This window comes from Bradyrhizobium sp. T-12, from assembly GCF_058314695.1.
The window spans coordinates 1,400,082-1,424,310 of record NZ_CM177756.1 but is presented as its reverse complement, the minus strand read 5'-3'; the positions used below and the strand labels follow the sequence as shown (position 1 = coordinate 1,424,310).

At 66.0% G+C, this 24,229-nt stretch carries 20 protein-coding genes; 14 read left to right on the top strand and 6 right to left on the bottom strand.

The window, feature by feature from the left end; all coding sequences use genetic code 11:
- Window positions 1–41: 41 nt before the first annotated feature.
- Window positions 42–1,316, top strand: coding sequence for a cytochrome P450 (locus AC0WRY_RS06850; protein WP_194406265.1), 1,275 nt, complete (start codon window positions 42–44; stop codon window positions 1,314–1,316).
- 285 nt (window positions 1,317–1,601) lie between these two features.
- On the opposite strand, the gene AC0WRY_RS06845 is transcribed toward AC0WRY_RS06850, so the two are convergent.
- Window positions 1,602–2,522, bottom strand: coding sequence for a LysR substrate-binding domain-containing protein (locus AC0WRY_RS06845; RefSeq protein WP_211418353.1), 921 nt, complete (start codon window positions 2,520–2,522; stop codon window positions 1,602–1,604).
- Between the two features lie 125 nt (window positions 2,523–2,647).
- On the opposite strand from AC0WRY_RS06845, the gene AC0WRY_RS06840 reads away from it, so the two are divergent.
- The 4 genes from AC0WRY_RS06840 (at window position 2,648) to mdlC (ending at window position 7,499) form a co-directional block, all read left to right on the top strand.
- Complete coding sequence (locus tag AC0WRY_RS06840; protein ID WP_491122841.1) at window positions 2,648–3,817, top strand: acyl-CoA dehydrogenase family protein; 1,170 nt, start codon at window positions 2,648–2,650, stop codon at window positions 3,815–3,817.
- A gap of 9 nt (window positions 3,818–3,826) precedes the next feature.
- Window positions 3,827–4,930, top strand: a complete 1,104-nt coding sequence (locus tag AC0WRY_RS06835) for a CaiB/BaiF CoA transferase family protein (protein WP_491122840.1) — start codon at window positions 3,827–3,829, stop codon at window positions 4,928–4,930.
- Window positions 4,931–4,944: 14 nt separating this feature from the next.
- Complete coding sequence (locus tag AC0WRY_RS06830) at window positions 4,945–5,796, top strand: HTD2 family dehydratase (RefSeq protein ID WP_194406261.1); 852 nt, start codon at window positions 4,945–4,947, stop codon at window positions 5,794–5,796.
- 80 nt (window positions 5,797–5,876) lie between these two features.
- Window positions 5,877–7,499 (top strand): benzoylformate decarboxylase, encoded by a 1,623-nt coding sequence (gene mdlC / locus AC0WRY_RS06825; protein WP_194406260.1) that lies wholly within the window; start codon window positions 5,877–5,879, stop codon window positions 7,497–7,499.
- Window positions 7,500–7,512: 13 nt separating this feature from the next.
- On the opposite strand, the gene AC0WRY_RS06820 is transcribed toward mdlC, so the two are convergent.
- A complete protein-coding gene (locus AC0WRY_RS06820) occupies window positions 7,513–8,289 on the bottom strand; it encodes an SDR family NAD(P)-dependent oxidoreductase (RefSeq protein WP_194406259.1) in 777 nt (258 codons plus the stop codon).
- A gap of 77 nt (window positions 8,290–8,366) precedes the next feature.
- Here AC0WRY_RS06820 and AC0WRY_RS06815 point away from each other — a divergent pair, with 77 nt between their 5' ends.
- Entirely contained in the window at window positions 8,367–8,822 is a 456-nt protein-coding gene (locus tag AC0WRY_RS06815) for a MarR family winged helix-turn-helix transcriptional regulator (protein ID WP_194406258.1), read from the top strand.
- A gap of 185 nt (window positions 8,823–9,007) precedes the next feature.
- Here AC0WRY_RS06815 and AC0WRY_RS06810 read toward each other — a convergent pair whose 3' ends face one another.
- The gene (locus tag AC0WRY_RS06810; protein ID WP_194406257.1) at window positions 9,008–9,802 is read right to left on the bottom strand and encodes an SDR family oxidoreductase; all 795 of its coding nucleotides are present in this window, start codon (window positions 9,800–9,802) and stop codon (window positions 9,008–9,010) included.
- Window positions 9,803–9,868: 66 nt separating this feature from the next.
- Window positions 9,869–10,564 carry a PAQR family membrane homeostasis protein TrhA gene (gene trhA / locus AC0WRY_RS06805; RefSeq protein WP_194406256.1) on the bottom strand — a complete coding sequence of 232 codons (696 nt, stop codon included), beginning with the start codon at window positions 10,562–10,564 and terminating at the stop codon, window positions 9,869–9,871.
- 181 nt (window positions 10,565–10,745) lie between these two features.
- Between trhA and AC0WRY_RS06800 the strand changes: the two genes are divergently transcribed.
- Both AC0WRY_RS06800 and AC0WRY_RS06795 read left to right on the top strand, forming a co-directional pair.
- Window positions 10,746–12,215 (top strand): YcjX family GTP-binding protein, encoded by a 1,470-nt coding sequence (locus AC0WRY_RS06800; protein ID WP_194406255.1) that lies wholly within the window; start codon window positions 10,746–10,748, stop codon window positions 12,213–12,215.
- Window positions 12,212–13,240 carry a YcjF family protein gene (locus AC0WRY_RS06795; protein WP_194406254.1) on the top strand — a complete coding sequence of 343 codons (1,029 nt, stop codon included), beginning with the start codon at window positions 12,212–12,214 and terminating at the stop codon, window positions 13,238–13,240. The genes AC0WRY_RS06800 and AC0WRY_RS06795 overlap by 4 nt, the downstream gene beginning before the upstream one ends.
- 65 nt (window positions 13,241–13,305) lie before the next feature.
- On the opposite strand, the gene AC0WRY_RS06790 is transcribed toward AC0WRY_RS06795, so the two are convergent.
- The gene (locus tag AC0WRY_RS06790; protein ID WP_491123447.1) at window positions 13,306–14,835 is read right to left on the bottom strand and encodes a glycosyltransferase family 39 protein; all 1,530 of its coding nucleotides are present in this window, start codon (window positions 14,833–14,835) and stop codon (window positions 13,306–13,308) included.
- Window positions 14,836–15,079: 244 nt separating this feature from the next.
- Between AC0WRY_RS06790 and AC0WRY_RS06785 the strand changes: the two genes are divergently transcribed.
- The 4 genes from AC0WRY_RS06785 (at window position 15,080) to AC0WRY_RS06770 (ending at window position 19,072) form a co-directional block, all read left to right on the top strand.
- Window positions 15,080–16,816, top strand: coding sequence for an adenylate/guanylate cyclase domain-containing protein (locus tag AC0WRY_RS06785; RefSeq protein WP_491122839.1), 1,737 nt, complete (start codon window positions 15,080–15,082; stop codon window positions 16,814–16,816).
- 326 nt (window positions 16,817–17,142) lie between these two features.
- The gene (sorA, locus tag AC0WRY_RS06780; RefSeq protein ID WP_491122838.1) at window positions 17,143–18,342 is read left to right on the top strand and encodes a SorA family sulfite dehydrogenase catalytic subunit; all 1,200 of its coding nucleotides are present in this window, start codon (window positions 17,143–17,145) and stop codon (window positions 18,340–18,342) included.
- 12 nt (window positions 18,343–18,354) lie between these two features.
- Window positions 18,355–18,663: a SorB family sulfite dehydrogenase c-type cytochrome subunit gene (gene sorB / locus AC0WRY_RS06775; RefSeq protein WP_194406251.1), complete on the top strand. Its 309-nt coding sequence runs from the start codon at window positions 18,355–18,357 to the stop codon at window positions 18,661–18,663.
- A gap of 208 nt (window positions 18,664–18,871) precedes the next feature.
- Entirely contained in the window at window positions 18,872–19,072 is a 201-nt protein-coding gene (locus AC0WRY_RS06770) for a cold-shock protein (protein ID WP_008563500.1), read from the top strand.
- A gap of 172 nt (window positions 19,073–19,244) precedes the next feature.
- Here the strand turns inward: AC0WRY_RS06770 and AC0WRY_RS06765 are convergent, their stop codons facing one another.
- Window positions 19,245–19,706 (bottom strand): Lrp/AsnC ligand binding domain-containing protein, encoded by a 462-nt coding sequence (locus AC0WRY_RS06765; RefSeq protein WP_018317238.1) that lies wholly within the window; start codon window positions 19,704–19,706, stop codon window positions 19,245–19,247.
- 114 nt (window positions 19,707–19,820) lie between these two features.
- Between AC0WRY_RS06765 and putA the strand changes: the two genes are divergently transcribed.
- Entirely contained in the window at window positions 19,821–22,820 is a 3,000-nt protein-coding gene (gene putA, locus AC0WRY_RS06760; RefSeq protein WP_491122837.1) for a bifunctional proline dehydrogenase/L-glutamate gamma-semialdehyde dehydrogenase PutA, read from the top strand.
- A gap of 116 nt (window positions 22,821–22,936) precedes the next feature.
- Complete coding sequence (locus AC0WRY_RS06755) at window positions 22,937–24,142, top strand: CaiB/BaiF CoA transferase family protein (RefSeq protein ID WP_491122836.1); 1,206 nt, start codon at window positions 22,937–22,939, stop codon at window positions 24,140–24,142.
- Window positions 24,143–24,229: the final 87 nt, after the last annotated feature.

Sequence of the window (24,229 nt, the reverse complement as noted above, 5' to 3'; positions counted from 1 at the left end):
CGCGGGGCAGAGGCGAAGAAAGAACAAACGGAGCCACGACGATGAACATCCAAGCGCCGGTTAAGGTGGACAAGGCCGAACGCATCCGTCGGGCCAGCGAGGAGGCCTATGCGACGCCGCTGTCGCAATTCCACCCCGGCGCGCCCCGGCTGTTCCAGGACGACACGCTGTGGCCGTGGTTCGAGCGGCTGCGCAAGGAAGAGCCGGTGCATTACTGCACCAACGCGCCGATCGAGCCCTATTGGTCGGTGGTGAAGTACAACGACATCATGCATGTCGACACCAATCACGGCATCTTCTCGTCGGACTCGACGCTCGGCGGCATCTCGATTCGCGACGTGCCCGAGGGTTACGACTGGCCGAGCTTCATCGCGATGGACCAGCCCAAGCACTCGTCACAGCGCAAGACGGTGTCGCCGATGTTCACGCCGACGCATCTGGACGAGCTCGCGAAGCTGATCCGCCAGCGCTCGCAGACCGTGCTGGACAATCTGCCGCGCAACGAGACCTTCAACTTCGTCGAGCGCGTCTCGATCGAGCTGACGACGCAGATGCTGGCAACCCTGTTCGACTTCCCCTGGGAGGAGCGGCGCAAGCTGACGCGCTGGTCGGACGTCTCGACCGCGCTGCCCAAGAGCGGCATCGTCGCCTCGGCCGAAGAGCGCCGCCGCGAGATGGACGAATGCTACGCCTACATGTCCAAGCTGTGGAACGAGCGCGTCAACTCGGCGCCGCGCAACGATCTGCTGTCGCTGATGGCCCATAACGACGCCACGCGCCACATGGACCCTGACAATCTCATGGGCAACATCATCCTGCTCATCGTCGGCGGCAACGACACCACGCGGAACACCATGACCGGCTCGGTGCTGGCGCTGAACGAGAACCCGGAGCAATACGACAAGCTCCGCGCCAATCCGGAGCTGATCGATTCCATGGTGCCGGAGGTGATCCGCTGGCAGACCCCGCTGGCGCACATGCGGCGCACCGCCTTGCAGGACACCGAGATCGGCGGCAAGCACATCAGGAAGGGCGACCGCGTCGTGATGTGGTACGTCTCGGGCAATCGCGACGATGAGATGTTCGACAGGCCGAACGAGTTCATCATCGACCGCCCCCGGCCGCGCACGCATCTTTCCTTCGGCTTCGGCATCCACCGCTGCGTCGGCATGCGCCTCGCCGAGCTGCAGCTCAAGATCATCTGGGAGGAGATGCTGAAGCGCTTCGACCGCATCGAGGTGGTCGGCGAGCCCAAGCGGATCTATTCGAGCTTCATCAAGGGCTACGAGACGCTGCCGGTGAGGATACCGGGCTGAGCTCTCATTGCCGGTGACAGCATCTTGTTCGCTCGTGTCCCGAACGCGCCGCAGCGCGTAGCGGTGCGGCGCAGAGCCGGGACCCAGCAAGCAACGGCCTCGCAACGACATGGGCCCCGGATCTGCAGCGCATCACACCGGACGATGCTTCGCATCGCCGGGCGTGCTGCGCTGCGTCCGGGGTACGAGACCGGTAGATCACCGACCCAGCTATAAAATTCCGGCATGTCAGCTCGCGCCAGATGCGAAGGCAAGTCGGCGCCCGACTGTTCTACCACACGACATCTAACTCAACTTGATGTCCCATACGCCGTCCTTGCGGCAGGCGGCGACCTCCTCGCGCAGGAGGGTCGTGACGGCCAGGGACGCCGTCGAGACCGGGCGGTCGATCGGAGAAGCGAAAATGAGCTCGCGCGTCATCGGCTTCGAGACGGCCGTCGTCTCCAGCCGCCCCTCCGCGACCTCGCCATGGACCGACGAGGGCGGCAGCAGCGCGAAGCCGAGGCCTTCCTCGACGAGACTGGTGAGCACGCGGAACGAATCCGCCTCGAGCTGGACGTTGAGCTTGATCTTGCGCTGGGCGGCCGCGTGCTCGATCAGCGCGCGGAGGCCGTGGGAATGAGAGGGCAGCACCAGCCGCTGCCGCAGCAGCCAGCCGATATCGACGCTCTTCTTGCGCGCGAGGCCGCAGCCGCGCGGACCGACGGCGACGATGTTGTCGCGCCCGAGGCTCTCGACGTTGAGATGCAGATCTGCAGAACGGCCGTAGAGGATGGCAAGGTCCATCTCGCCGCGATGCAGCCATTCGACGAGATGGCCGCTGTAGCTCTCGACGATGCGCAGCGAGATGCCGGGAAATTTTTCGACGCAGCGCCGCGCAAAGCGCGCCGACAGCACGCAGCTCACCGTCGGAACGAGGCCGAGCACGACCTGGCCGGACGGCGGTCCCTGAGACGACTGGATGTCGTCGCGGATCTGGTCGATCTGCCGCACGATGCCGGAGGTGCGCGCCAGCAGCAGCCGGCCGGCTTCGGTCAGCACCATGCCGCGGCCGTTGCGGGTGAAGAGTTCGGTGCGCAGCTCGTGTTCCAGCAGCTTGATCTGCCTGGAGAGCGCGGGCTGCGCCACGCGCAACGTGTCGGACGCCTTGGACAGGCTGCCGAGCTCCGCCACGCAACTGAAGGTCCTGAGCTGCCGGAAATCCATGCTTGCCAACCCTGGAAGGCTACTTCATACGCTATAACAAATGAGCATAGGGGGCTGGCGTTGTTTTCACAACGCCGGAGGATTGACCGGCGTTATCTTAACTGCCGCCAAGAACTGGAAACGCCATGAGTCAAGAACACCACACCGAAGATTACGCCGACATCCGCGACGCCGTCGCAAAACTCTGCGCGCAGTTCCCCGGCGAATATTGGCGCAAGCTTGATCGCGAGATGGCCTACCCCAAGGCCTTCGTCGACGCCTTGACCCAGGCCGGCTATCTCTCGGTGCTGATTCCCGAGGAATATGGCGGTGCGGGCCTGAAGCTGTCGGCCGCGGCGGCGATCCTGGAAGAGATCCAGCGCGCGGGCTGCAACGGCGGCGGCTGTCATGCCCAGATGTACACGATGGGCACCGTGCTCAGGCACGGCAATGCCGAGCAGAAGGCAAAATATCTGCCGAAGATCGCGAGCGGCGAGTTGCGCCTGCAGGCCTTCGGCGTCACCGAGCCGACCAGCGGCACCGACACCTCCTCGCTGAAGACCTTCGCGCGCAAGGAAGGCAACGACAGCTACATCGTCAACGGCCAGAAGATCTGGACCAGCCGCGCCGAGCATTCCGATTTGATGGTGCTGCTGGCACGCACCACGCCGAAAGAGCAGGCCAAGAAGCGCACCGATGGCCTGTCGGTCTTCATCGTCGACATGCGCGAGGCCAAGAACAATGGCCTCGAGATCCGCCCGATCCGCACCATGATGAATCACGCCACCACCGAAGTGTTCTTCACCGACATGAAGGTGCCGGCGGAGAATCTGATCGGCGAGGAAGGCAAGGGCTTCCGCTATATCCTCTCAGGCATGAATGCCGAGCGCATCCTGATCGCAGCCGAATGCGTCGGCGATGCCAAATGGTTCATTGCGAAGGCCACCAATTACGCCAAGGACCGCGCCGTGTTCGGTCGTCCGATCGGCCAGAATCAAGGCATCCAGTTCCCGATCGCCAAGGCCTACGCCTCGATGCGCGCGGCCGAGCTGATGGTGAAGGAAGCCACGCGCAAATACGAGGCCGGGCTCGATTGCGGCGCGGAGGCCAACATGGCCAAGATGCTGGCGGCGGACGCATCCTGGGAAGCGGCGAATGCCTGCATCCAGACCCATGGCGGCTTCGGCTTTGCCGAGGAATACGACGTCGAGCGCAAATTCCGCGAGACGCGGCTCTATCAGGTCGCGCCGATCTCGACCAACCTCGTGCTGTCCTACGTCGCCGAGCATGTGCTCGGCATGCCGCGCTCATACTGAGGCCACGTCATGGGAGCACTGGACGGGATCAGGGTGATTGCGGTCGAGCAGGCGGTGGCGGCGCCGTTCTGCTCCTCGCGGCTGGCGGACGCCGGCGCGGAGGTGATCAAGATCGAGCGGCCCGAGGGCGATTTCGCCCGCGGCTATGACGCGGCGGCCAAGGGCCAGAGCAGCTATTTCGTCTGGCTCAACCGCGGCAAGCAATCCGCCGTGGTCGATCTCACGACCAAGGAAGGCCGCGCCGAGCTGGAAACGCTGATCTCAAATGCCGACGTGCTGATCCAGAACCTGAAGCCGGGCTCGATGGACAAGCTGGGATTCTCGCGCGAGCGGCTTTTGAAGGACTATCCGAAGCTGATCTCCTGCACCATCACCGGCTACGGCGACGAAGGCCCCTACGCGCACCGCAAGGCCTATGATCTGCTGATCCAGGCCGAGAGCGGGCTTGCCTCGATCACCGGCAACCCCGATGGCGCCTCGCGCGTCGGCATGTCGATCGTGGACGTCGCGACCGGCGCCACCGCGCATGCGGCGATTTTGGAGGCGCTGATCGCGCGCGGACGCACCGGCAAGGGCGCCGACATACGCATCTCCATGTTCGACGTGATGGCGGACTGGTGCACTGTGCCGCTGCTCAACTCCGAGGCCGGCAACCCGCCGAAGCGCATGGGCCTGCGCCATCCCTCGATCGCACCCTATGGCGTGTTCACCTCCAGGGACGGCAAGGACATCCTGATCTCGATCCAGAGCGAGCGCGAGTGGAAGACGCTCTGCGCCAAGGTGCTCGACCAGCCCGACCTGCCCGCCGATCCCCGTGTCGCCAACATGGTCGAGCGCGTGCGCAACCGCGACTTCACGGACACGACGGTCGCAAATATCTTCGGCAAGATGACGCGCGACGAGCTCTTGAAGCGGCTGTCGGACGCCGACATCGCCTTTGCCGAGGTCAACACCATGGCCGACCTCACCAACCATCCGCATCTGCGCCGCATCGAGGTCGACACGCCGAACGGGCGCGTCAGCTATCCTGCGCCGGCGCCGATCATCGTCGGCGAGACGCGCAACTATGGCGCCGTGCCGGCGATCGGCGATAAGCCAAAGTCCAAGAAGTAACAGAGCGAGGCGTCATGACCGAGAAGCTCGATATCGATCACTTGCGGCAATGGATCGGCCGCAGCACGGAGGCGACCGACATCGTCACCGCGCAGCTCGTCATGGGTTTGCGCGCGACGCTGTTCCAGGACGTCGGCGAACCCCGGAAGGGCGATGCCGCCCCGTTCACCGTGCATTGGTGCCTGGCCCAGCCGGTGTTTCCGATGTCGATGCTCGGGCCCGACGGCCACCCCACCCGCGGCGGCTTCCTGCCGCCGGTGCCGCTGCCGCGCCGGATGTGGGCCGGCGGCGAGATCGAGTTCCTGCAGCCGCTGCAGGTCGGCGATGAATCGACGCGGACCTCGCGCATCGCCGACGTACAGGTGAAATCAGGCTCGACCGGCACGCTGTGCTTCGTCTCGGTCGAGCACAGCATTTCCTCGCCGCGCGGCATCGCGATCCGCGAACGGCAGGACATCGTCTATCGCGAGATGACGAGCAGCGCACCCGCGAGCGGCAAGGCTCCACCTCCGCCGCCGAAGGCGCAGCACCGCGAGACCCATGTCTCCGATCCCGTGCTGCTGTTCCGCTATTCCGCCCTGACCTTCAACGGCCATCGCATTCATTACGACCGCGACTACGTCACCAAGGTCGAGGGCTATCCGGGCCTGATCTTCCACGGACCGTTGCAGGCCGCGCTGATCATCGAGATGGCGGCAAAGCTGCGCGGCGGCAAGGCGCCGAAGAAGTTCACCTATCGCGGGCTGCAGCCGCTGTTCGAGGGCGGCGAGTTCTCGGTGAATGCCAACGAGACCGAGGCTGGCATGGAGCTGTGGACTGCGAACGCGGAGGGGCAGCCGACGATGAAGGGGACGGCGGTTTGGTGATAAATACACCGTCATTCCGCGGTGATGCGAAGCATCGCGCCGGAATGACGGCTCAATAAAAGCATTCGGGGACGGAAACCATGGCCAAGAACGGCAAGACCGGCAGCAAGTCCGTCACCGTCAAGCAGGCGACGCTCGACCTGCTGCGTGCCTTCGGCATCACAAAAGTGTTCGGCAATCCCGGCTCGACCGAGCTGCCGTTCCTGTCCGACTGGCCCGGCGACATCGACTATGTGCTGGCGTTGCAGGAAGCCTCCGCCGTCGGCATGGCCGACGGCTACGCGCAGGCGACGCGCAATGCGGGCTTCGTCAATCTGCATTCGGCGGCCGGCGTCGGCAACGCGCTCGGCAACATCTACACCGCGCATCGCAACCAGACTCCGCTCGTGATCACCGCGGGCCAGCAGGCGCGCTCGATCCTGCCGCTGCAGGCGTTCCTCTATGCCGAGCGCGCCTCCGAGTTTCCGCGGCCTTATGTCAAATACAGCGTCGAGCCGGCGCGGCCCGAGGACGTGCCGGCCGCGATCGCGCGGGCCTATTACACCGCGATGCAGCCACCGTGCGGGCCGACCTTCGTGTCCATCCCGATCGACGACTGGGCGCATGCGACCGCGCCGGTGGATGCGCGCAAGGTCAGCCGCGAGATCGGGCCCGAGCCTGACGCCATGAAGGCGCTGGTCGCCGCGCTCGCCGGCGCAAAGCACCCTGCCCTCGTCGTCGGCCCCGGCGTGGATCGCGCCGGCGCTGTGGACCTGATGGTGCGCGTCGCAGAGAAGGCCAAGGCCAGCGTCTGGGTCAGCCCGTTCTCGGCGCGCTGCTCGTTCCCCGAGCGGCATCCGCAGTTCGCAGGGTTCTTGCACGCCTCGCCCGCGCAGCTCTCCGACGCGCTGCGCGAACACGATCTCGTCGTCGTGATCGGCGCGCCGGTGTTCACCTTCCATGTCGAGGGCCATGCCGCGATCTTCGACGGCGGCGCGACCATCTTCCAGATCACGGATGATGCGGATGCCGCCGCGGTAACCCCGGTCGGCACTAGCATCATCACCACGATGAAGCCGGCGCTGAGCCTGCTGCTCGAGCTGCTGCCCGAGAGCAAGCGCGCCGCGCCCAAGGGCCGCACGCTGCCGCCGGCGCCGCCAGCGGCCGATCCGCTGCCGGTCGAGTTCCTGCTGCACTCTCTGTCGCAGGCGATGCCGGAGGGTACGTCGGTCGTCGAGGAGGTTCCCTCGCATCGGCCGGCGATGCAAAAATTCATGCCGATGCCGGGCCAGGATTCCTTCTACACGATGGCCAGCGGCGGCCTCGGATATTCGCTGCCCGCTGCGGTCGGCATGGCGCTCGGCAAGCCGAAGCAGCGCACAATCTGTCTGATCGGCGACGGCTCGGCGATGTATTCGATCCAGGCGGTGTGGACCGCCGCACAGCGCAAGCTGCCGCTCACCATCGTCGTCATCAACAATTCCGGCTACGGCGCGATGCGCTCCTTCAGCCAGGTGATGCAGGTGCGCAACGTGCCCGGGCTGGAGCTGCCGGGCATCGATTTCGTGCGGCTCGCGGAGGGCATGGGCTGCCATGCAGTTCGGGTGACGAAGGCCGCGGAGCTCGGCGAAGCCCTCAAGCGCGGCTTGGCGCATGAAGGGACGAGCCTCGTCGAGGTCGTCGTGGATTCGGCGGTGCCGGTACTGTACGGGCAGAAGCATTGATCATGTCGTCGCGCTACGACGCCAGGAATCCCCCGTCCGCCGCCAGCACGTGCCCGACCACATAGGATGACGCATCCGAGGACAGCCACACCACGGCTTCCGCCACCTCCTCCGGGCTGCCCATGCGCCGTAGCGGCAATCCCGCGCTGACCGTTGCGACGTCGCCGACGCCGGCGCGCAGCATCATGTCGGTGACGACGCGGCCGGGCGCGATGGCGTTGATGCGGATGCCGCGCGGGGCGTTCTCCAGCGCCGCCGAGCGCGTCAGCGAGATCGCGGCCGCCTTCGAGGCCGAATAGAGCGAGAAGCCGGGATTGGGATTGCGCACGCCGCTCACCGAGGCATTGACCACGATGCTGCCGCGCCCCTGCGCGAGCATGACCGGCAATTGGTGGCGCAGGCACAGGAACAGCGCGCGGACATTGGTGTCGAACACGCTGTCGTAGATATCCGTGCCCTGCTCCTCCAGCGGTGCGCGGCGCTCCTGGAAGCCGGCATTGTTGAAGGCGACGTCGAGACGACCGCAACGTTCGATAGCGGTGCCGACGAGGCGTACGACCTCGTCCTCTCGGGTGATGTCGGTCTGACACGCGATTGCCTCCGCGCCAAGCTCGCGGCACGCTGCGGCGGTCGCCTCGATCTCGGCCTCGCGCCGGCCGGCGACGATGATCGCCGCGGCGCCCTCGGCGGCCATCCGCAGCGCGGTGGCGCGGCCGATGCCGCTGCCGCCGCCGGTGACCAGGCAGACCTTGCCCGTCATCCGCATTCCCGTCGGCAAGGCTCCGCTCATGGTCCACTCCAAAACCCTTGCGCGCACTGTTGCGCACATATAGTTGTATGATACAACTATATGCCGGGAGTCAAGGGATGGCCGAGCTTGCGCTGATCGACGACATTCGCGCCGCCTCGCGCCTGATGGTGCGCGAGCTCGGCTTCATGGATGCGACGGTGGCGGCATCGGACTATCCGCCGTCGGCCGTGCACACCATTTTGGAGATCGGCATCCGCGGCTCTATGACCTCGGGAGAGCTCGGCGATTTCCTGCGTCTGGAGAAGTCCAGCGTCAGCCGTCTGGTGCGCAAGCTGATCGACTGCGGCGAGCTGCGCGAGACGCCGGATGAGAATGATGCCCGCAGCAAGCGGCTGTCGCTGACGACGAAAGGCCGGCGCACGCTGGAGGCGCTGCACGCCTTCGGCCGCCAGCAGGTGCGCGGCGCGCTGGCGGCGCTGACGGAGGCGGAGCAGCGCAAGGTGCGCGAGGGGATGATGCTCTATGCGCGGGCGCTGCGGGCGAGCCGGATGGAGGATGAGGCGATCGCCTAACCACCGGTGCCGTCCCCGCGAACGCGGGGACCCATACCGCGTGATCTATCGATAAGCGGAGGTGCGTGTACCGCGGGAAGTAACACTACCAGTCTTCGCCCAACTTCTCTCTGGGGTTATGGGTCCCCGCGTTCGCGGGGACGACACCTGTTATGGGGCGACAGTGTGCCGGCAACTCCCCTATGCTACTTCCCGAACTCTTCCCGCATCCTGGCCTGGATCTTGGCCATGCCGCCGATCCAGCGGTCGTAATTCTCGGTCTTCTTGCGCATGTAGCCGAGCACCTGGGGGTGCGGCAGGATCAGGAAGGTCTCCTGCTCGAGGCCGGCGAGCACGTCCCTGGCGACCTGCTCGGGGGTGAGATCGCCGTCGCCGGATTGCGGGCCCTTCGGGATCGAGCGCAGCATGTTGGTGTCGACGCCCTGCGGGCAGAGGATCGAGACCTTGATGTTGTCCGCCTTGTGCGAGATCGCGAGATTCTCGGCAAAGCCGACCGCGGCGTGCTTGGTCGTCGAATAAGCGGGGCTGCCGACCTGCGACAACAGGCCCGCGGCCGAGATGGTGTTGAGGAAATAGCCGCCGCCGCGCGCCTTCATGCGGGGGACGAGATGCCGCGCCGCGTAGACGTGGGCCATGACGTGGATCGCCCAGCTGCGCTGCCACGGCTCGTCGGAGGCGCCGCCGGCATTGACCGACATCGGATCGAAGCCGCCGCCGATGCCGGCGTTCGAACAAAACAGATCAATGGGCCCGAACTGCCGCTCGGTCTCCTCGATGACGTGCACAATGTCCTTTTCCTGCGCGACGTCGCATTTGAAGGCCGCGCCATCCACCATGGCTGCGACCGCCCGCGCATTGGCGGCGTCCATGTCCGCGACGACGACCTTGGCCGCGCCCGCGTTGTAAAACGCCTCGCACAGCGCCTTGCCGATGCCGTTTGCGCCGCCCGTGACGACCACGACCTTGCCGGTCACCTGCATGCGACGTCTCCTCTCGTCTTATACCGCTTGAGACCGCGCCCGCTTGTTCCGCGGCGCGGAGCCTGCTCAGCTCAACACGAGGTCGAGCACCGCGGTATAATGGCACGCCGCGCCGGCCAAGACAAAGCCGTGCCAGATCGCGTTCTGGAAGCGCAGCCGCCGCCAGGCGTGGAAGATCACGCCAAAACTGTAGAGCAGCCCGCCAGCCAGGATGAGGCCCAGCACCACCGCGGGCAACGCCTGGACCACGGCGTCGTAGAGCATCACGCCGCTCCAACCCATCGCAAGGTAAATGCCGACCGAGACGCGGTCGAACCGGCCGGGATAGAACAGCTTCAGCACGATGCCTGTGATGGCGACGCACCAGACGCCGGCGAGCAGCACCAGCGCGAACCCGCTGTCCTTCACCTCCAGGATGAACGGCGTGTAGGTCGCCGCGATCAACAGATAGATCGCGGAATGATCGAACCGCCGCAGCAGCCATTTGGCCGGCGACACCGGCCAGAGATTATAGGTCGCCGACAGCACCAGCATCGAGAGCAGGCCGGCGACGTAGATCGAGACACCGACGACGTCGGTCGCATCGGCATAGATCGCCGTCAGCACCACCAGCACCGTCGCGGCAATGAGGCCGGAGAGCACGCCGATCGCGTGAATGATGCCGTCGGCAATGAGCTCGGCGCGGTCGTAGTGCCAGCCGATCACGTCGGCCGCGGCGTGGACAGAATTGGACGCAAGCTGTTTCAGTTGGAAGACGGTCATGGCAATCCGCAAAATGAGGTAATGCCCTCTTCTATGGGCGTTTCGGGACCGGCGCGTCGTTCAAACGGCTGATTTTCCGATAAAGACGGTGGAAGTATGGAGCTTGATTTTCCTCACGCAATTGCCACTTTTGTGATCGGTCTCACACATTTCCGCCCGCCCACGGTCCTTCAACGTTCACATGGCATTCAGTTTCCAGGATATGGTCGAAGAAGCGCGCTTGTCCGCGCAGGCGCTGATCGACTATGGCGAGCACTTCTTCAACCCGACGGTGCGGCTCGGGGTGACCGGCCTGTCGCGCGCCGGCAAGACCGTGTTCATCACTGCGCTGATCCACGGCCTCACACGCGGCGGCCGGTTTCCGGTGTTCGAGGCCTATGCCTCGGGCCGGATCGCGCGAGCGCATTTGGCGCCGCAGCCCGACGATGCCGTGCCGCGCTTTGCCTATGAGAGCCATCTGCGCGCACTGGTCGAGGAACGGCGCTGGCCGAACTCGACCGTCGACATCAGCGAGCTCCGCCTCGTCATCGACTATCAGCGCCCGAACGGCGCCGACCGCACGCTGACGCTCGACATCGTCGACTATCCCGGCGAATGGCTGCTCGACCTGCCGCTGCTGCAGAAGAGTTTCGAGCAATGGTCGGCGGAAAGTCTTGCGCTGTCGCGCGAGGCGCCGCGCGCGCATCTTGCGGGCGAATGGCACGCGCATCTCGCAACGCTCAAGCCCGACGCGCGCGAGGACGAGCAGGCAACGCTCACCGCCGCGAAGCTGTTCACCGATTATCTGCGCGCCTGCCGCGACGAGCGCTTCGCGATGAGCCTGCTGCCGCCCGGCCGCTTCCTGATGCCCGGCAATCTCGCAGGCTCCCCCGCGCTGACCTTTGCACCGCTCGACGTGCCCATCGGCAGGCAGGCGGGCGAGGGATCGCTGTGGGCGATGATGGTGCGCCGCTTCGAGGCCTACAAGGACGTCGTGGTGCGGCCGTTCTTCCGCGATCATTTCGCCCGGCTCGATCGCCAGATCGTGCTGGCAGACGCGCTGTCCGCGTTCAACTCCGGTCCCGAAGCGCTGCATGATCTCGAAGCCGCGCTCGCCGGCATTCTCGATTGCTTCAACATCGGCCGCAGCACGATCCTCTCCAGCCTGTTCCGGCCGCGCATCGACCGCATCCTGTTCGCGGCGACCAAGGCGGACCATCTGCATCATTCCAGCCACGACCGGCTCGAGGCCGTGCTGCGCCGCGCCGTCTCCGGCGCCGTCGCGCGCGCGGAGACGACCGGCGCTTCCATCGACGTGGTGGCGCTGGCCGCGGTGCGTGCCACGCGGGAGGCGCAGGTCGCGCGCGGCCGCGACAAACTACCGTCGATCCTGGGAACGCCGGCCGCGGGCGAAAGTGCCGGCGGCGAGTTCTTCGACGGCAATACGGAAGTGGCGACCTTTCCGGGCGACCTGCCGCTCGATCCCGAGCCGCTGTTCAACGGCCGTGATGCGTTCCGCGGCCTCTCCACCGAGACTGCCGGCAAGAGCGATTTCCGCTTCCTGCGCTTCCGTCCGCCAAGGCTCGAGCGCGAGGGACATAGCGAGCCCGCGCTGCCACACATCCGCCTCGACCGCGCCTTGCAGTTCCTGATCGGAGACAAGCTCGCATGAACGACCGATCCCCGCCGCGGCGGCCGGCGACGTTCCGGCTCGACGATCCAGGCGTCGTCGTCACCGAAGCCGACGAGACCAGCCGGCTCAGCCGCGCCACCATCCAGATCACGCCGGAGCACGATCCGCAGGCGCTTCCGGTGCCGATCGCGGCCGCGCTGCCGGCGCGGCGTGGCTTTCCCTGGGGCACGCTGTTCTGGTCTGGACTTGCCGGTCTGACGCTGCTCGGCACCGGGCTCGGCGTGGTCCATCTGGTCGAGGATCTGTTCGCCCGCAGCGAGACGCTTGGCTTCGTCGGCCTCGCCTTCGCCTCCGTCACCGCGCTGGCGCTGGCCGTCGTGATCGGGCGCGAGGCGTTCGGGCTCGCGCGCCTCGCAACGATCGAGAAGCTGCATGCGCGCGCAGCCGCCGTGCTAGTCAACGACGACCGCAAGGAGAGCCGCGTCATCGTGCAGGATCTGCTCAAGATCGCGCACCAGAACCCGCAGCTGGCGCGCGCCCGCGCCACGCTTGAGAGCCACACCGGCGAGATCATCGACGGCGCCGACATGATCCGGCTCGCCGAGCGCGAGCTGATGTCGCCGCTGGATGCAGAGGCGCGGCGTCTGGTGTCGTCTGCCGCGCAGAAAGTTTCGATCGTCACCGCCGTGAGCCCGCGTGCGGCGATCGACGTGCTGTTCGTGTTCGTCGCCGCGCTGCGCCTGATCCGCCAGCTCGCCTATCTCTACGGCGGCCGTCCCGGCGCGCTCGGCATGATCCGCCTGCTGCGCCACGTCATCGCCCATCTCGCCATCACCGGCGGCATGGCCGCGAGCGACAGCCTGGTGCAGCAGATGCTCGGCCATGGCATCGCGGCGAAGCTGTCGCAACGGCTCGGCGAAGGCGTGCTGAATGGATTGCTGACGGCGCGGCTGGGGCTGGCCGCGATCGACGTCACGCGGCCGTTGCCGTTCGCGGCGCTGCCGCCGCCGAAGCTGTCGGATCTGGCGAGCGATCTGCTGCGGAAGAAGGATGGGGAGGAGTAGCATCTCGCCACGCGCTCGCTGCCCCCTTTCCCCTTGTGGGAGAAGGGAAAGCGGAGCGTGCCGCTCTATCCGAGCGAACGCTCTTCAAACTCGCCCGCCAGCACCTTCCACTGGAACAGCGGCGAGTCCCTTGGCGGTGACAAGTCCGGGGTCCAGCCGGAAAGCTTTTCAATCGCGTAGGTGTCCATCACGAGGCCGCGCCACTGCCGTTCGACCTTACCGAGCTGGTCGCGTTTCGCCGGGATGTTCTCCCACAGCGACGACCGGTTGTCCGGCTCACGGCCGACATAGATGCCGGCGCGGCCCTTGATCCGGTCCATGCCGGGATCGGCAAAATCCTGGAAGCGGCCGCGCTCGTTGATCTCGATGACGGGCACGCGCCCCCTGAACAGCCAGCGCATCATGGCATAGGTGCGATAATCCGTGGTGGCGATCCAGGTCGCGCCGGTTTCGTCGAGTGCCGCCTGCGCGCGCGCGGCGACCTGCTCATAGCCGGCCTCGGCGCCGATCGGATCCATCTTGCCGAGGAGATTCCACGGCGCGACGACGTAATAGAGGAACACGATGACGACGAAGGCGATGCCGGTGGTGACGGCCGTCCTCGCCCAGAACAGCGACGATCTCAGCATGCGCGCCGACCAATTCTCCTTCATCATCGCTGCGAGGTTCACGGCGGCAGCGGCGAAGCCGACCGGCCACATGAACATCGGCCAGGTATCGCCGACCCGCAGCGTGGTCGACTTGAAGAGAAAATAGAGGAATGGCACCAGCACCGCCGTCGACAGCAGGATCGCGGCCGGCTCACGCGTGCGAGCACCTCGCCATGCCGTCAGCACCAGTCCAGTCAGCACCACCGGCAGCATGACGAAGCCGACCAGGCCAAATTGCAGGCCGATGTAGTCGCCAATCGTCCGCAGAGAGATTCCGTAATTGGCGGTGGCGCGCACGCCCTGGAAACGGAACGAGGCCCAATCGTGCTGCACGTTCCAGATCAGCACGGGCGAGAACACCAGGATTGCGACCAGCACGGCGAGATAAGGATATGGACTGCGCAGCCAGCGCCAGCGCCAATCCGGTACCAGCAGAAAGGCGGCAACCGCCGGCGCGAACATGATCGCCGTGAATTTCGACAGCATCGAGAGGCCGGCGAACAGGCCGGCCGCCAGCCACCAGCGTCCGTCGCCGCTCTGCGCCAGCCGTACCAGCGACCACATCATCGCCGCCGCGAAGGGGATCATGGCGACATCGGGCGCGACCTTGGCCATCAGCAGGCCGTAATAGAGCGCGGCCTCCGGCATCAGCACCGCGAGCACGATCGCGCGCACATCGTGAGTAAGGCGGCGGACGATGTCAGCCAGCAGCAGCTGCGTCAGCAGCATCGCGACGATCCCGCCGAAGCGGACCCCGAGCGGCGTGTCGCCGAAGATCGCGGTGCCGAAGCGGATCAGCCAGGCAATGCCCGGGGGGTGATCGAGGAAGCTGAGCGCGCCCTCCTTGGACCAGGTCCAGTAATAGGCTTCGTCGGTGCGCAACTCGATCGCGGAGGCGTAGACGATGCGCAGCAGCGTCATCGCGGCGATGACGAGCACGGCCATCAGGATGAGACGGCGGTCGGAGCCGCCGGGCTTCACGGAGATATCGGGAGCGATCGTCACGGCCGCGCTTTTCGCCAACCTGGGAGGGGGAGTCAATGCGGGGGCAGCACAGCGGTGGGTATGGCGGGCGCCTTCACCCCCTACGGTTTCGTAACCTTGCGCGCATGTGATCCCGCCAGCTGTCCACCCCGGGAATTTAGCGCTACGCTAGCTGTTCTCCTTGGTGAACTGATACAACCGAATCATGGCCGCCACCGCATCTTCACGATTTTCCGAGCTTTCCCGCGCGACCAGCGTGCGGCAGGTGCGGCTCGTCTGCGGCTTGATCCTGTTCTCTTATGTGATCAGCCATTTCCTCAACCATGCGCTCGGCAACATCTCGGTCGAGGCCATGGAGGCCGGGGTCTATTACCACACCGCCTTCTGGCAGTTCCTGCCCGTCTCGATCGTGTTCTACTCCGCCGCGCTCACGCATATGGGCCTTGGCATCTACGCGCTGTACCAGCGCCGCCAGTTCCGCTGGCGGACGGTCGAGCCGCTGCAGCTCGTGCTGGGCTTGAGCATCCCAGCGCTGGTCATGGCGCACGTGGTCGGGGTGCGGCTCGGCTACACGCTGTACGATCACCAGAAGCTCTATCCGCAGGAGCTGTATCTGTTCTTCGTCGCCGCGCCCGGCCGGCTCTGGCAGATGACGATCCTGCTGCTCGTTGCCTGGGTGCACGGCTGCATCGGCATTTTCTTCTGGCTGCGCCTCAAGCCGTCCTTCACGCGCGCTGCGCCCTATCTGCTCGCCGCCGCCGTGCTGATCCCGACGCTGTCGCTGCTCGGCATCTATCAGGGCGGCCGCAACGTCGCGTACGAAGCCGATGACGGAGAATGGCGCACGCACAATCTCACGCGCCGCCAGGTCGGCACCACGGCCGAGGCCGCGACGCTCGATCGCATCACCGGCGCCTTCACCATGACCTATTTCGGGCTGCTGGGCCTGGCGCTGGCAGCGCGCGGCGTGCGCGCCTGGCGCGAGCGGCGCGGCGGCATGATCGCGCTGTCCTACGGCAACGGCAAGACCGTGCGGGTCCCCAAGGGCCTTTCCGTGCTCGAAGCGAGCCTGCGCCACAATATGCCCCATGCCAGCGTCTGCGGCGGCCGCGCCCGCTGCTCGACCTGCCGCATCCGCGTCATCGGCGATCATGCCACCCTGCCCGAGCCGTCGCAGCGCGAGGCCTTCGTGCTGACCCGCGTCGGCACCAACGATCCCTCGATCCGGCTGGCCTGCCAGTTGCGGCCGACGTCGGATCTCTCCTTCTTCCAGCTCTTCACCCCGCAGACGTCGTCGGCGAGCGCGCACGCCTCGGCCCCGGCGAGCATCGGCCAGGAGCGCTATCTCGTCAGCCTGTTCGTGGACATGCGCGGCTCGACGCAGCTCGCCGAGAAGCGGCTGCCGTTCGACACCGTGTTCATCGTCAACCGCTTCCTCGGCGCGGTGTCGCAGGCCGTGATCGAGAACGGCGGCCAGCCGAACCAGTTCGTCGGCGACGGCATGCTGGCGCTGTTCGGGCTGACGGCCGACCCGCAAACCGCCTGCCGGCAGGCGCTGAAGGCGGCAAGCGGCATCGCCAGCCATATCGACGAGCTGAACCAGCTCCTGAGCCATGACCTTCGTCAGCCGATCCGCTTCGGCATCGGCATTCACAGCGGCGAGGTCATCATCGGCGACATCGGCTATCGCGATCACATCGTCTTCACGGCGCTCGGCGACGCCGTCAACGTCGCCGCCCGCCTGCAGGACATGACCAAGACGCTGGCCTGCGAGGCGATCGTCTCGGACGAAATCCGAAGCACGGCGGGCCTCGCCGACGATGCGTTGCCGCACCAGGAGGTCGCGATCCGCGGCCGCGACGAGCCGATGGCGGTGCGCGTGGTGGCGGATGCGCGGGAGCTGGCGGCGCTGGTCGACCGCAGCGAGCGCGTCGCGGCGTGATGTTCGCCTCTCCCCGCCTGCGGAGAGAGGCCGACGCGCGCAGCGCGGCGGGTGGGGAGGACTCTCCGCGAGTCCAACTGCTTACTCCTTGCGGAGACTCCCCCTCACCCCAACCCTCTCCCCGCAAGCGGGGCGAGGGAGCACACTGCCGTCGCGGCTACGCTTTCGTTCTGTCTCGTCACGGGCGTAACACCGGCCTGCTGCAACGCAGCGGCATGGGCCTGCTGCGAAAGCACGAATTGACTTCGCCGGGATCGTTGCGACAGATGAGCGCGGGTCCGCGGTGATGACCGCAGGCCGAAGAAAAGCTCCGGGAGGGGACGAGAATGTTCGACCGACGCGACCTGCTCAAAGGAGCGGGGCTTGCCGCCATGGCGGCCACACTGAATTCAACCAAGGCATTGGCCCTCGACACCGTCACGTTGCCCTTTGCCAATGGCGAACGACCGCTGGTGAAATATCCGCAGAAGCGGCCGATGATCGGCCTGACCAGCCGGCCGCCGCAGCTCGAGACGCCGTTTGCGATCTTCAACGACGGCCCGATCACGCCGAACAATGCCTTCTTCGTGCGCTATCACCTCTCCGACCTGCCCTACAATCTCGATCCCGACAAGTTCGCGCTCGAGGTCAAGGGCAAGGTCGACAAGCCGCTCAAGCTGTCGCTGAAGGACATCCGGAAGATGAAGGCGACGGAGATCGTCGCCGTCGCGCAGTGCTCCGGCAACAGCCGCGGCTTCTTCGAGCCGCGCGTCGCGGGCGGCCAGCTCGCCAACGGCGCCATGGGCTGCGCGCGCTGGCGCGGTGTGCCGCTGAAGGCAGTGCTGGAGATGGCCGGCGTGCAGAGCGGCGCCAAGCAGGTCACGTTCAACGGCATGGACGGCCCGGTCAGCGACAAGACGCCTGACTTCATCAAGGCGCTCGACATCGACCACGCCCGGGACGGCGAGGTGATGCTGGCCTACGGCATGAACGGCGAGGACTTGCCGTTCCTCAACGGCTTTCCGCTGCGCCTGATCGTGCCCGGCTATTACGGCACCTACTGGGTCAAGCATCTCAACGAGATCAACGTCGTCGACAACGTCTATGACGGCTTCTGGATGAAGTCGGCCTATCGCATTCCCGATACACCCGACCATTCGATCGAGCCGGGCACCGCGCCGAAGGCGACGATCCCGATCAATCGCTTCACCATCCGCTCCTTCATCACCAGCGTGCCTGACGGCGCCAGGCTGAAGGCCGGCGCTGTGACCCTGCGTGGCATCGCCTTCGACGGCGGCAAGGGCATCAAGGAGGTCCAGGTCTCCACCGACGGCGGCAAGAGCTGGGTGAACGCCAAGCTCGGCAAGGATCTCGGCAAATACGCCTTCCGCGAATGGAAGCTGCCGGTGAAGCTCGCGGCGGGCAGCGTTGAGCTCAAGGTGCGCGCCACCGGCAATGGCGGCGAGACGCAGCCGGACACGCCACGCTGGAACCCGGCGGGTTATCTACGCAACGTCGTCGAAACCACCCGCGTGACCGTGGCCTGAGGGAGAATGATCATGCAGCGCACCGTTCTCCTCGCCGTCTCGCTCGGCCTCGCCGCTTGGGTGGGTTCGGCACTGGCCGCGCCGGTCAATTACAAGACCCCTGACGAGGTCGCGGCATTCAAGCCGGGCCCCGATCTCGAAGTCGTCAAAGGCAATTGCAGCGCCTGCCACTCGGCGGACTACATCAAGACGCAGCCGCCAATGAAGGACAAGAAGGGCTTCTGGCAGGCCGAGGTGACCAAGATGATCAAGGTCTATGGCGCGCCGATCGACGATGCCGATGTCGGCAAGATCGTCGATTACCTGGCCGCGACGTATTGACCGACGGCGCGCGGCCCTCCGGCCAATTGACCGCGAAACGGGCAAAACCGGCAAAAGCGCCGCGAAGTTGAGCGGAATTCGGCGAAATGCCGATGTGGTTTGAGCTACCAAGCCCGCCACATTCCGCGTATCCTGTTAGGACCGAACCGGCCGGTTGGCGGGGACTGGCGGTTCGCGATCTCGGAGGAAGACCCGCGGAGAAGTCGTGATGGCTAAAGGTACGGTCAAGTGGTTCAACCCGACGAAGGGTTATGGATTTATCCAGCCTGCGTCGGGTGGCAAGGATGTGTTCGTGCATATCTCGGCAGTGCAGAAAGCCGGTCTGTCGACCCTGAACGAGGGACAGACGGTGGAATACGAAGAGATCGCAAACCGGGGCAAGACTTCCGCAGAGAACCTCAAAGTATAAGCCCGCCAGCCTTTGCTGCCTCCCGGAGCACATTCCGGGAGCGGGCCAAGAAAATTTCAGAAGACGGCCAGTGCATTCGACGACAGGCGTTGCGATTGCACGAGGATAGCTATTTTTCCTGAGAAGACCGCTTGTTCAACGCCGCAGCAATGACAATCGCGACGACATGTCGTCAGCCCACCGGCAACGGTGCGTCGCGCTTGATCTCTTCCATCACCGCATAGGTCCGCGTCTCGCGCACGCCCGGCATCGACAGCAGAGTCTCGCCGAGAAAGCGTCGATACGCCGCCATGTCGGCAAGCCGCGCCTTCACAAGATAGTCGAAGCCGCCGGCAACCATGTGACACTCCAGCACCTCGGGCGCGAGTTTCACCGCACGCGCAAACCGCTCGAAATTGTCGGGCGTGGTCTTGTCCAGCAGCACTTCGACGAACACGAGCAGGCCGAGGCCCAGGCGATGCGGGTTGAGCCGCGCGCCATAGCCTTCGACAAAACCCTCGCGCTGCAGGCGCTTCAGCCGCTCGCCGATCGAGGTCGGCGACAGCCCGATGCGCTCGGCGAGCTCGACATTGGCGATCCGCCCATCCTCCTGCAAAATCGAGAGGATTTTCCGGTCGATGCGATCGAGTTCCATATCTTATGAGGCCAATAGATGCTTGAGCTTAATTTTCTAAGGCAAATTTGCTAGATTGTCTATCGAACTGCGGTAACGGGGGCCTTATCCTGGATTTCAGCCACAGGACACGCCATGCCGAACATCCCGCCTGCCTTCACTGCCCCCTACGCGCCAGACGATGCCGAGATCGCAGCCAAGCTGTTGCCGGCATCGCATCTCAGTCCGCCGCAGGAGGCGCGGATCGACCGCACCGCGACGCGGCTGATCGAGGCGGTCCGCAAGCGCGACGACCGGCTCGGTGGGATCGAGGACATGCTGCGGGAGTTCGCGCTCTCGACCAAGGAGGGCCTCGCCTTGATGGTGCTGGCCGAGGCGCTGCTGCGCGTGCCCGATGCGCACACGGCCGACCAGTTCATCGAAGACAAGCTCGGCGAGGGCGATTTCATCCATCACGAGACCAAGTCCACCGCCTTCCTGGTCAACGCCTCGGCCTGGGCGCTCGGCCTGTCGGCGCGGGTGATCCAGCCCGGCGAGACGCCCGACGGCACCATCGGCCGCCTCGTCAAGCGGCTCGGCGCGCCGGCGGTGCGCACCGCGACGCGCCAGGCGATGCGGCTGATGGGCAACCATTTCGTGCTGGGCGAGACCATCGAGCAGGCGCTGGAGCGGGGCCGGCCGCGCTCCGGCCAGAAGCCGCGCTATTCCTTCGACATGCTCGGCGAAGGCGCGCGCACGGCGGCGGACGCGAAGCGCTATTTCGACGCCTATGCCAGCGCGATCGAGACCATCGGCAAGGCGGCCGGCGATCGCCCCCTGCCCGACCGGCCCGGCATCTCCGTCAAACTCTCGGCGCTGCATCCGCGCTTCGAAGCGATCAGCCGCGACCGCGTGATGGCCGAGCTGGTGCCGCTGCTGCTGGACCTTGCGCAGCGCGCCAAGGCCTACGACCTCAACTTCACCGTCGACGCCGAGGAAGCCGACCGGCTGGAGCTGTCGCTCGACGTGATCGCCGCGACGCTCGCCGATCCATCGCTTCAGGGGTGGGACGGATTTGGCCTCGCGATCCAGGCCTATCAGAAGCGCGCCAGCGCGGTGATCGACTATGTCGATGCACTCGCGCGCGCGCATGACCGCAAGCTGATGGTACGCCTCGTCAAGGGCGCCTATTGGGACACCGAGATCAAGCGCGCGCAGGAGCGCGGGCTCATTGGCTATCCCGTGTTCACGCGCAAGGCGATGACGGACCTGAACTACGTCGCCTGCGCGACGAAGCTGCTGGCGCTGCGGCCGCGCATCTTCCCGCAATTCGCCACCCACAACGCGCTGACCGTCGCGACCGTGCTGGAGCTCGCGAAAGATGGCGGCGGCTTCGAATTCCAGCGCTTGCACGGCATGGGCGAACCGCTCTACGAGCAGCTCGCCAAGGATCATCCTGAGATCGCCTACCGCACCTATGCGCCTGTCGGCAGCCATCGCGACCTGCTCGCCTATCTGGTGCGGCGGCTGCTGGAGAACGGCGCGAACTCGTCGTTCGTGGCGCAGGCCGCCGATTATCGCGTGCCGGTGACGGCGCTGCTGCAACGTCCGGCGGATGCTGTTCTCCGGCCGCAAGCGGCGGCCCATCCCAAGATTCCGCTGCCCGGCGATCTCTTTGCGCCGGAGCGGCGCAATTCACGCGGCGTCGAATTCGGCTCACGCCTCGCGCTCGACCAATTGCTGGCAAGTGTCAGAGCCGAGCCGGCCGACCTCAAGCCGATCACCGACGCCACGCCGGATCAGGCCAACGCAGCGGTCGCCGCGGCACGCGCCGGCTTTGCCGCGTGGAGCCGGACGCCCGCAGGCACACGCGCGGCGGCGCTGGAGCAGGCCGCGCATCTTATGGAGAGCCGCAGCGCCCATTTCATCGCGCTCTTGCAACGAGAAGGCGGCAAGACGCTCGACGATGCGCTGTCGGAGCTGCGCGAAGCGGCCGATTTCTGCCGCTATTATGCCGCACACGGCCGCAAGCTGTTCGGCAACGATACCGCGATGCCCGGCCCGACCGGCGAGAGCAATGCGCTCGCGATGCGCGGCCGCGGCGTCTTCGTCGCGATCTCGCCGTGGAATTTTCCGCTCGCGATCTTCCTCGGTCAGGTCACGGCGGCCCTGATGGCCGGCAACGGCGTGGTGGCGAAGCCGGCCGAGCAGACGCCGCGCATTGCGCGCGAAGCCGTCGCCCTGCTGCACGAGGCCGGCATTCCCAGGAGCGCGCTGCACCTCGTCACGGGCGACGGCAAGATCGGTGCGCTGCTGACGGCACACCCTGGCATCGCCGGCGTCGTCTTCACCGGCTCGACCGAGGTCGCACGCCTGATCAACCGGACCCTCGCCGCCAAGGATGGACCGATCGTGCCGCTCATCGCCGAGACCGGCGGCATCAACGCCATGATCGCGGATGCCACTTCGCTGCCCGAGCAGGTCGCCGACGACGTCGTGACCTCCGCCTTCCGCTCCGCCGGCCAGCGCTGCTCGGCGCTGCGGCTGCTGTTCGTGCAGGAGGACGTCGCCGACCGCATGATCGAGATGATCGCGGGCGCCGCGCGCGAATTGAAGATCGGCGATCCCTCCGACATCGCGACCCATGTCGGCCCTGTCATCGACATGGAAGCCAAGCAGCGCCTTGATGCGCATGTCGCGCGAATGAAGAGCGAGGCAAAGCTGCACTTTGCAGGCCACGCGCCGGACGGCTGCTTCGTCGCGCCGCACATCTTCGAGCTCCGAGAGGCCGGCGAGCTCACCGAGGAGGTCTTCGGTCCGATCCTGCACGTCGTGCGCTATCGTGCGGAGAACCTCGAGCGTGTGTTGCAGGCCATCGAACGTACCGGCTACGGCTTGACCCTCGGCATTCACTCCCGCATCGACGACACGATCGAAGCCATCATCGACCGCGCCGAGATCGGCAACATCTACGTCAACCGCAACATGATCGGCGCCGTGGTCGGCGTGCAGCCGTTCGGCGGCAACGGCCTGTCCGGAACCGGCCCCAAGGCCGGCGGCCCGCACTACCTCGCGCGGTTCGCGACCGAGCAGACGGTGACGATCAACACGGCGGCCGCTGGCGGCAATGCGGCCCTGCTTGCGGGGGAGGAGTGAGGCCCTGCGCCAGGCGCCGTTGCATCCCGGCAAAACATCGGTCTAATGCTCCCAACACCAGCCCGCGGCAATTCCAGCGCGCGGGAAACGACCGAAGCCAAGGGAGCGACGCCGCGATGGATAAGGGCATTTTTGCCGGCCTGAAGGTTCTGGACTGCGCGAGCTTCATCGCAGCGCCCGCAGCCGCGACCGTGCTGTCGGATTTCGGCGCCGATGTCATCAAGATCGAGCCGCCCGGCGCCGGCGACCCCTATCGCAACCTGCCGAACCTGCCGGGCTATCCCACTGGCGAGCACAATTTCGCCTGGCTGCTGGAAGCCCGCAACAAGAAAAGCATCGCGCTCGACCTCGCCAAGCCCGAGGCACAGGCGGTGCTCTACAAGCTCGTGGAAGAGGCCGACGTCTTCATCACCAACATGCCGCCGCCGGTGCGCGCCAAGCTCGGCATCACCTACGACCATCTCGCCCATCTCAACGACCGGCTGATCTACGCCTCCTTCACCGGCTACGGCGAAAAGGGCGAGGAGGCCAACAAGCCCGGCTTCGACAGCAACGCCTATTGGGCGCGCTCCGGCCTGATGGATTTGGTCCGGGCCGACACCGACACCACGCCGGCCCGCTCGGTGGCCGGCATGGGCGACCATCCCTGCGCCATGGCGTTCTATGGCGCCATCGTCACCGCGCTGTATCAGCGCGAGAAGACCGGCAGAGGCTCGCATGTCGCCTCCAATCTGATGGCGAACGGCGTGTGGGCCGCGAGCGTGCTGGCGCAGGCAAAACTCTGCGGCGCCAAGTTCGGCGAGCGGCGCCCGCGCGAGCGCGCGCTCAACGCGGTCGCCAACCATTACCAGTGCAAAGACGGCCGCTGGCTGATCCTGTCGCTGCTGAGCGAGGAGAAGCAGTTTCCGACGCTGGCCAAGTGCCTTGGGCGCGAGGACCTGATCAACGACCCGCGTTTCGCCACCAAGGCCGACCGCCACGCGCGTTCGGTCGAGCTGATCAAGATTTTGGACGAGACGTTTGCCACCAGGGATCTTTCCGAATGGCGAAAGATCCTCGACGGCAATGGCCTCGTGTTCGGCGTCGTCGCCATTCTCGACGACATCCCGAACGACAAGCAGATGCTCGACAACGAGGTGCTGGTGCCGTTCGAGAATGACACCATGCTGACCATCAACAGCCCGATCTGGATCGACGGCGCCAAGAAGGTGCAGCCGCGCAAGCCGCCCGCGGTCGGCGAGCACAGTGACGAGATTTTGCGTGCCGCGGGATACGACGAGGCGGCGATCAAGCAGCTGCGATCGAAGGGGGCGGTGGGGTAAGGGCCAAACGCGCCAAAAACTTCGCTGTCGTCCCGGCGAACGCCGGGACCCATAGCCACAGGGAGTGGTTTGGCGAAGATACGTCGT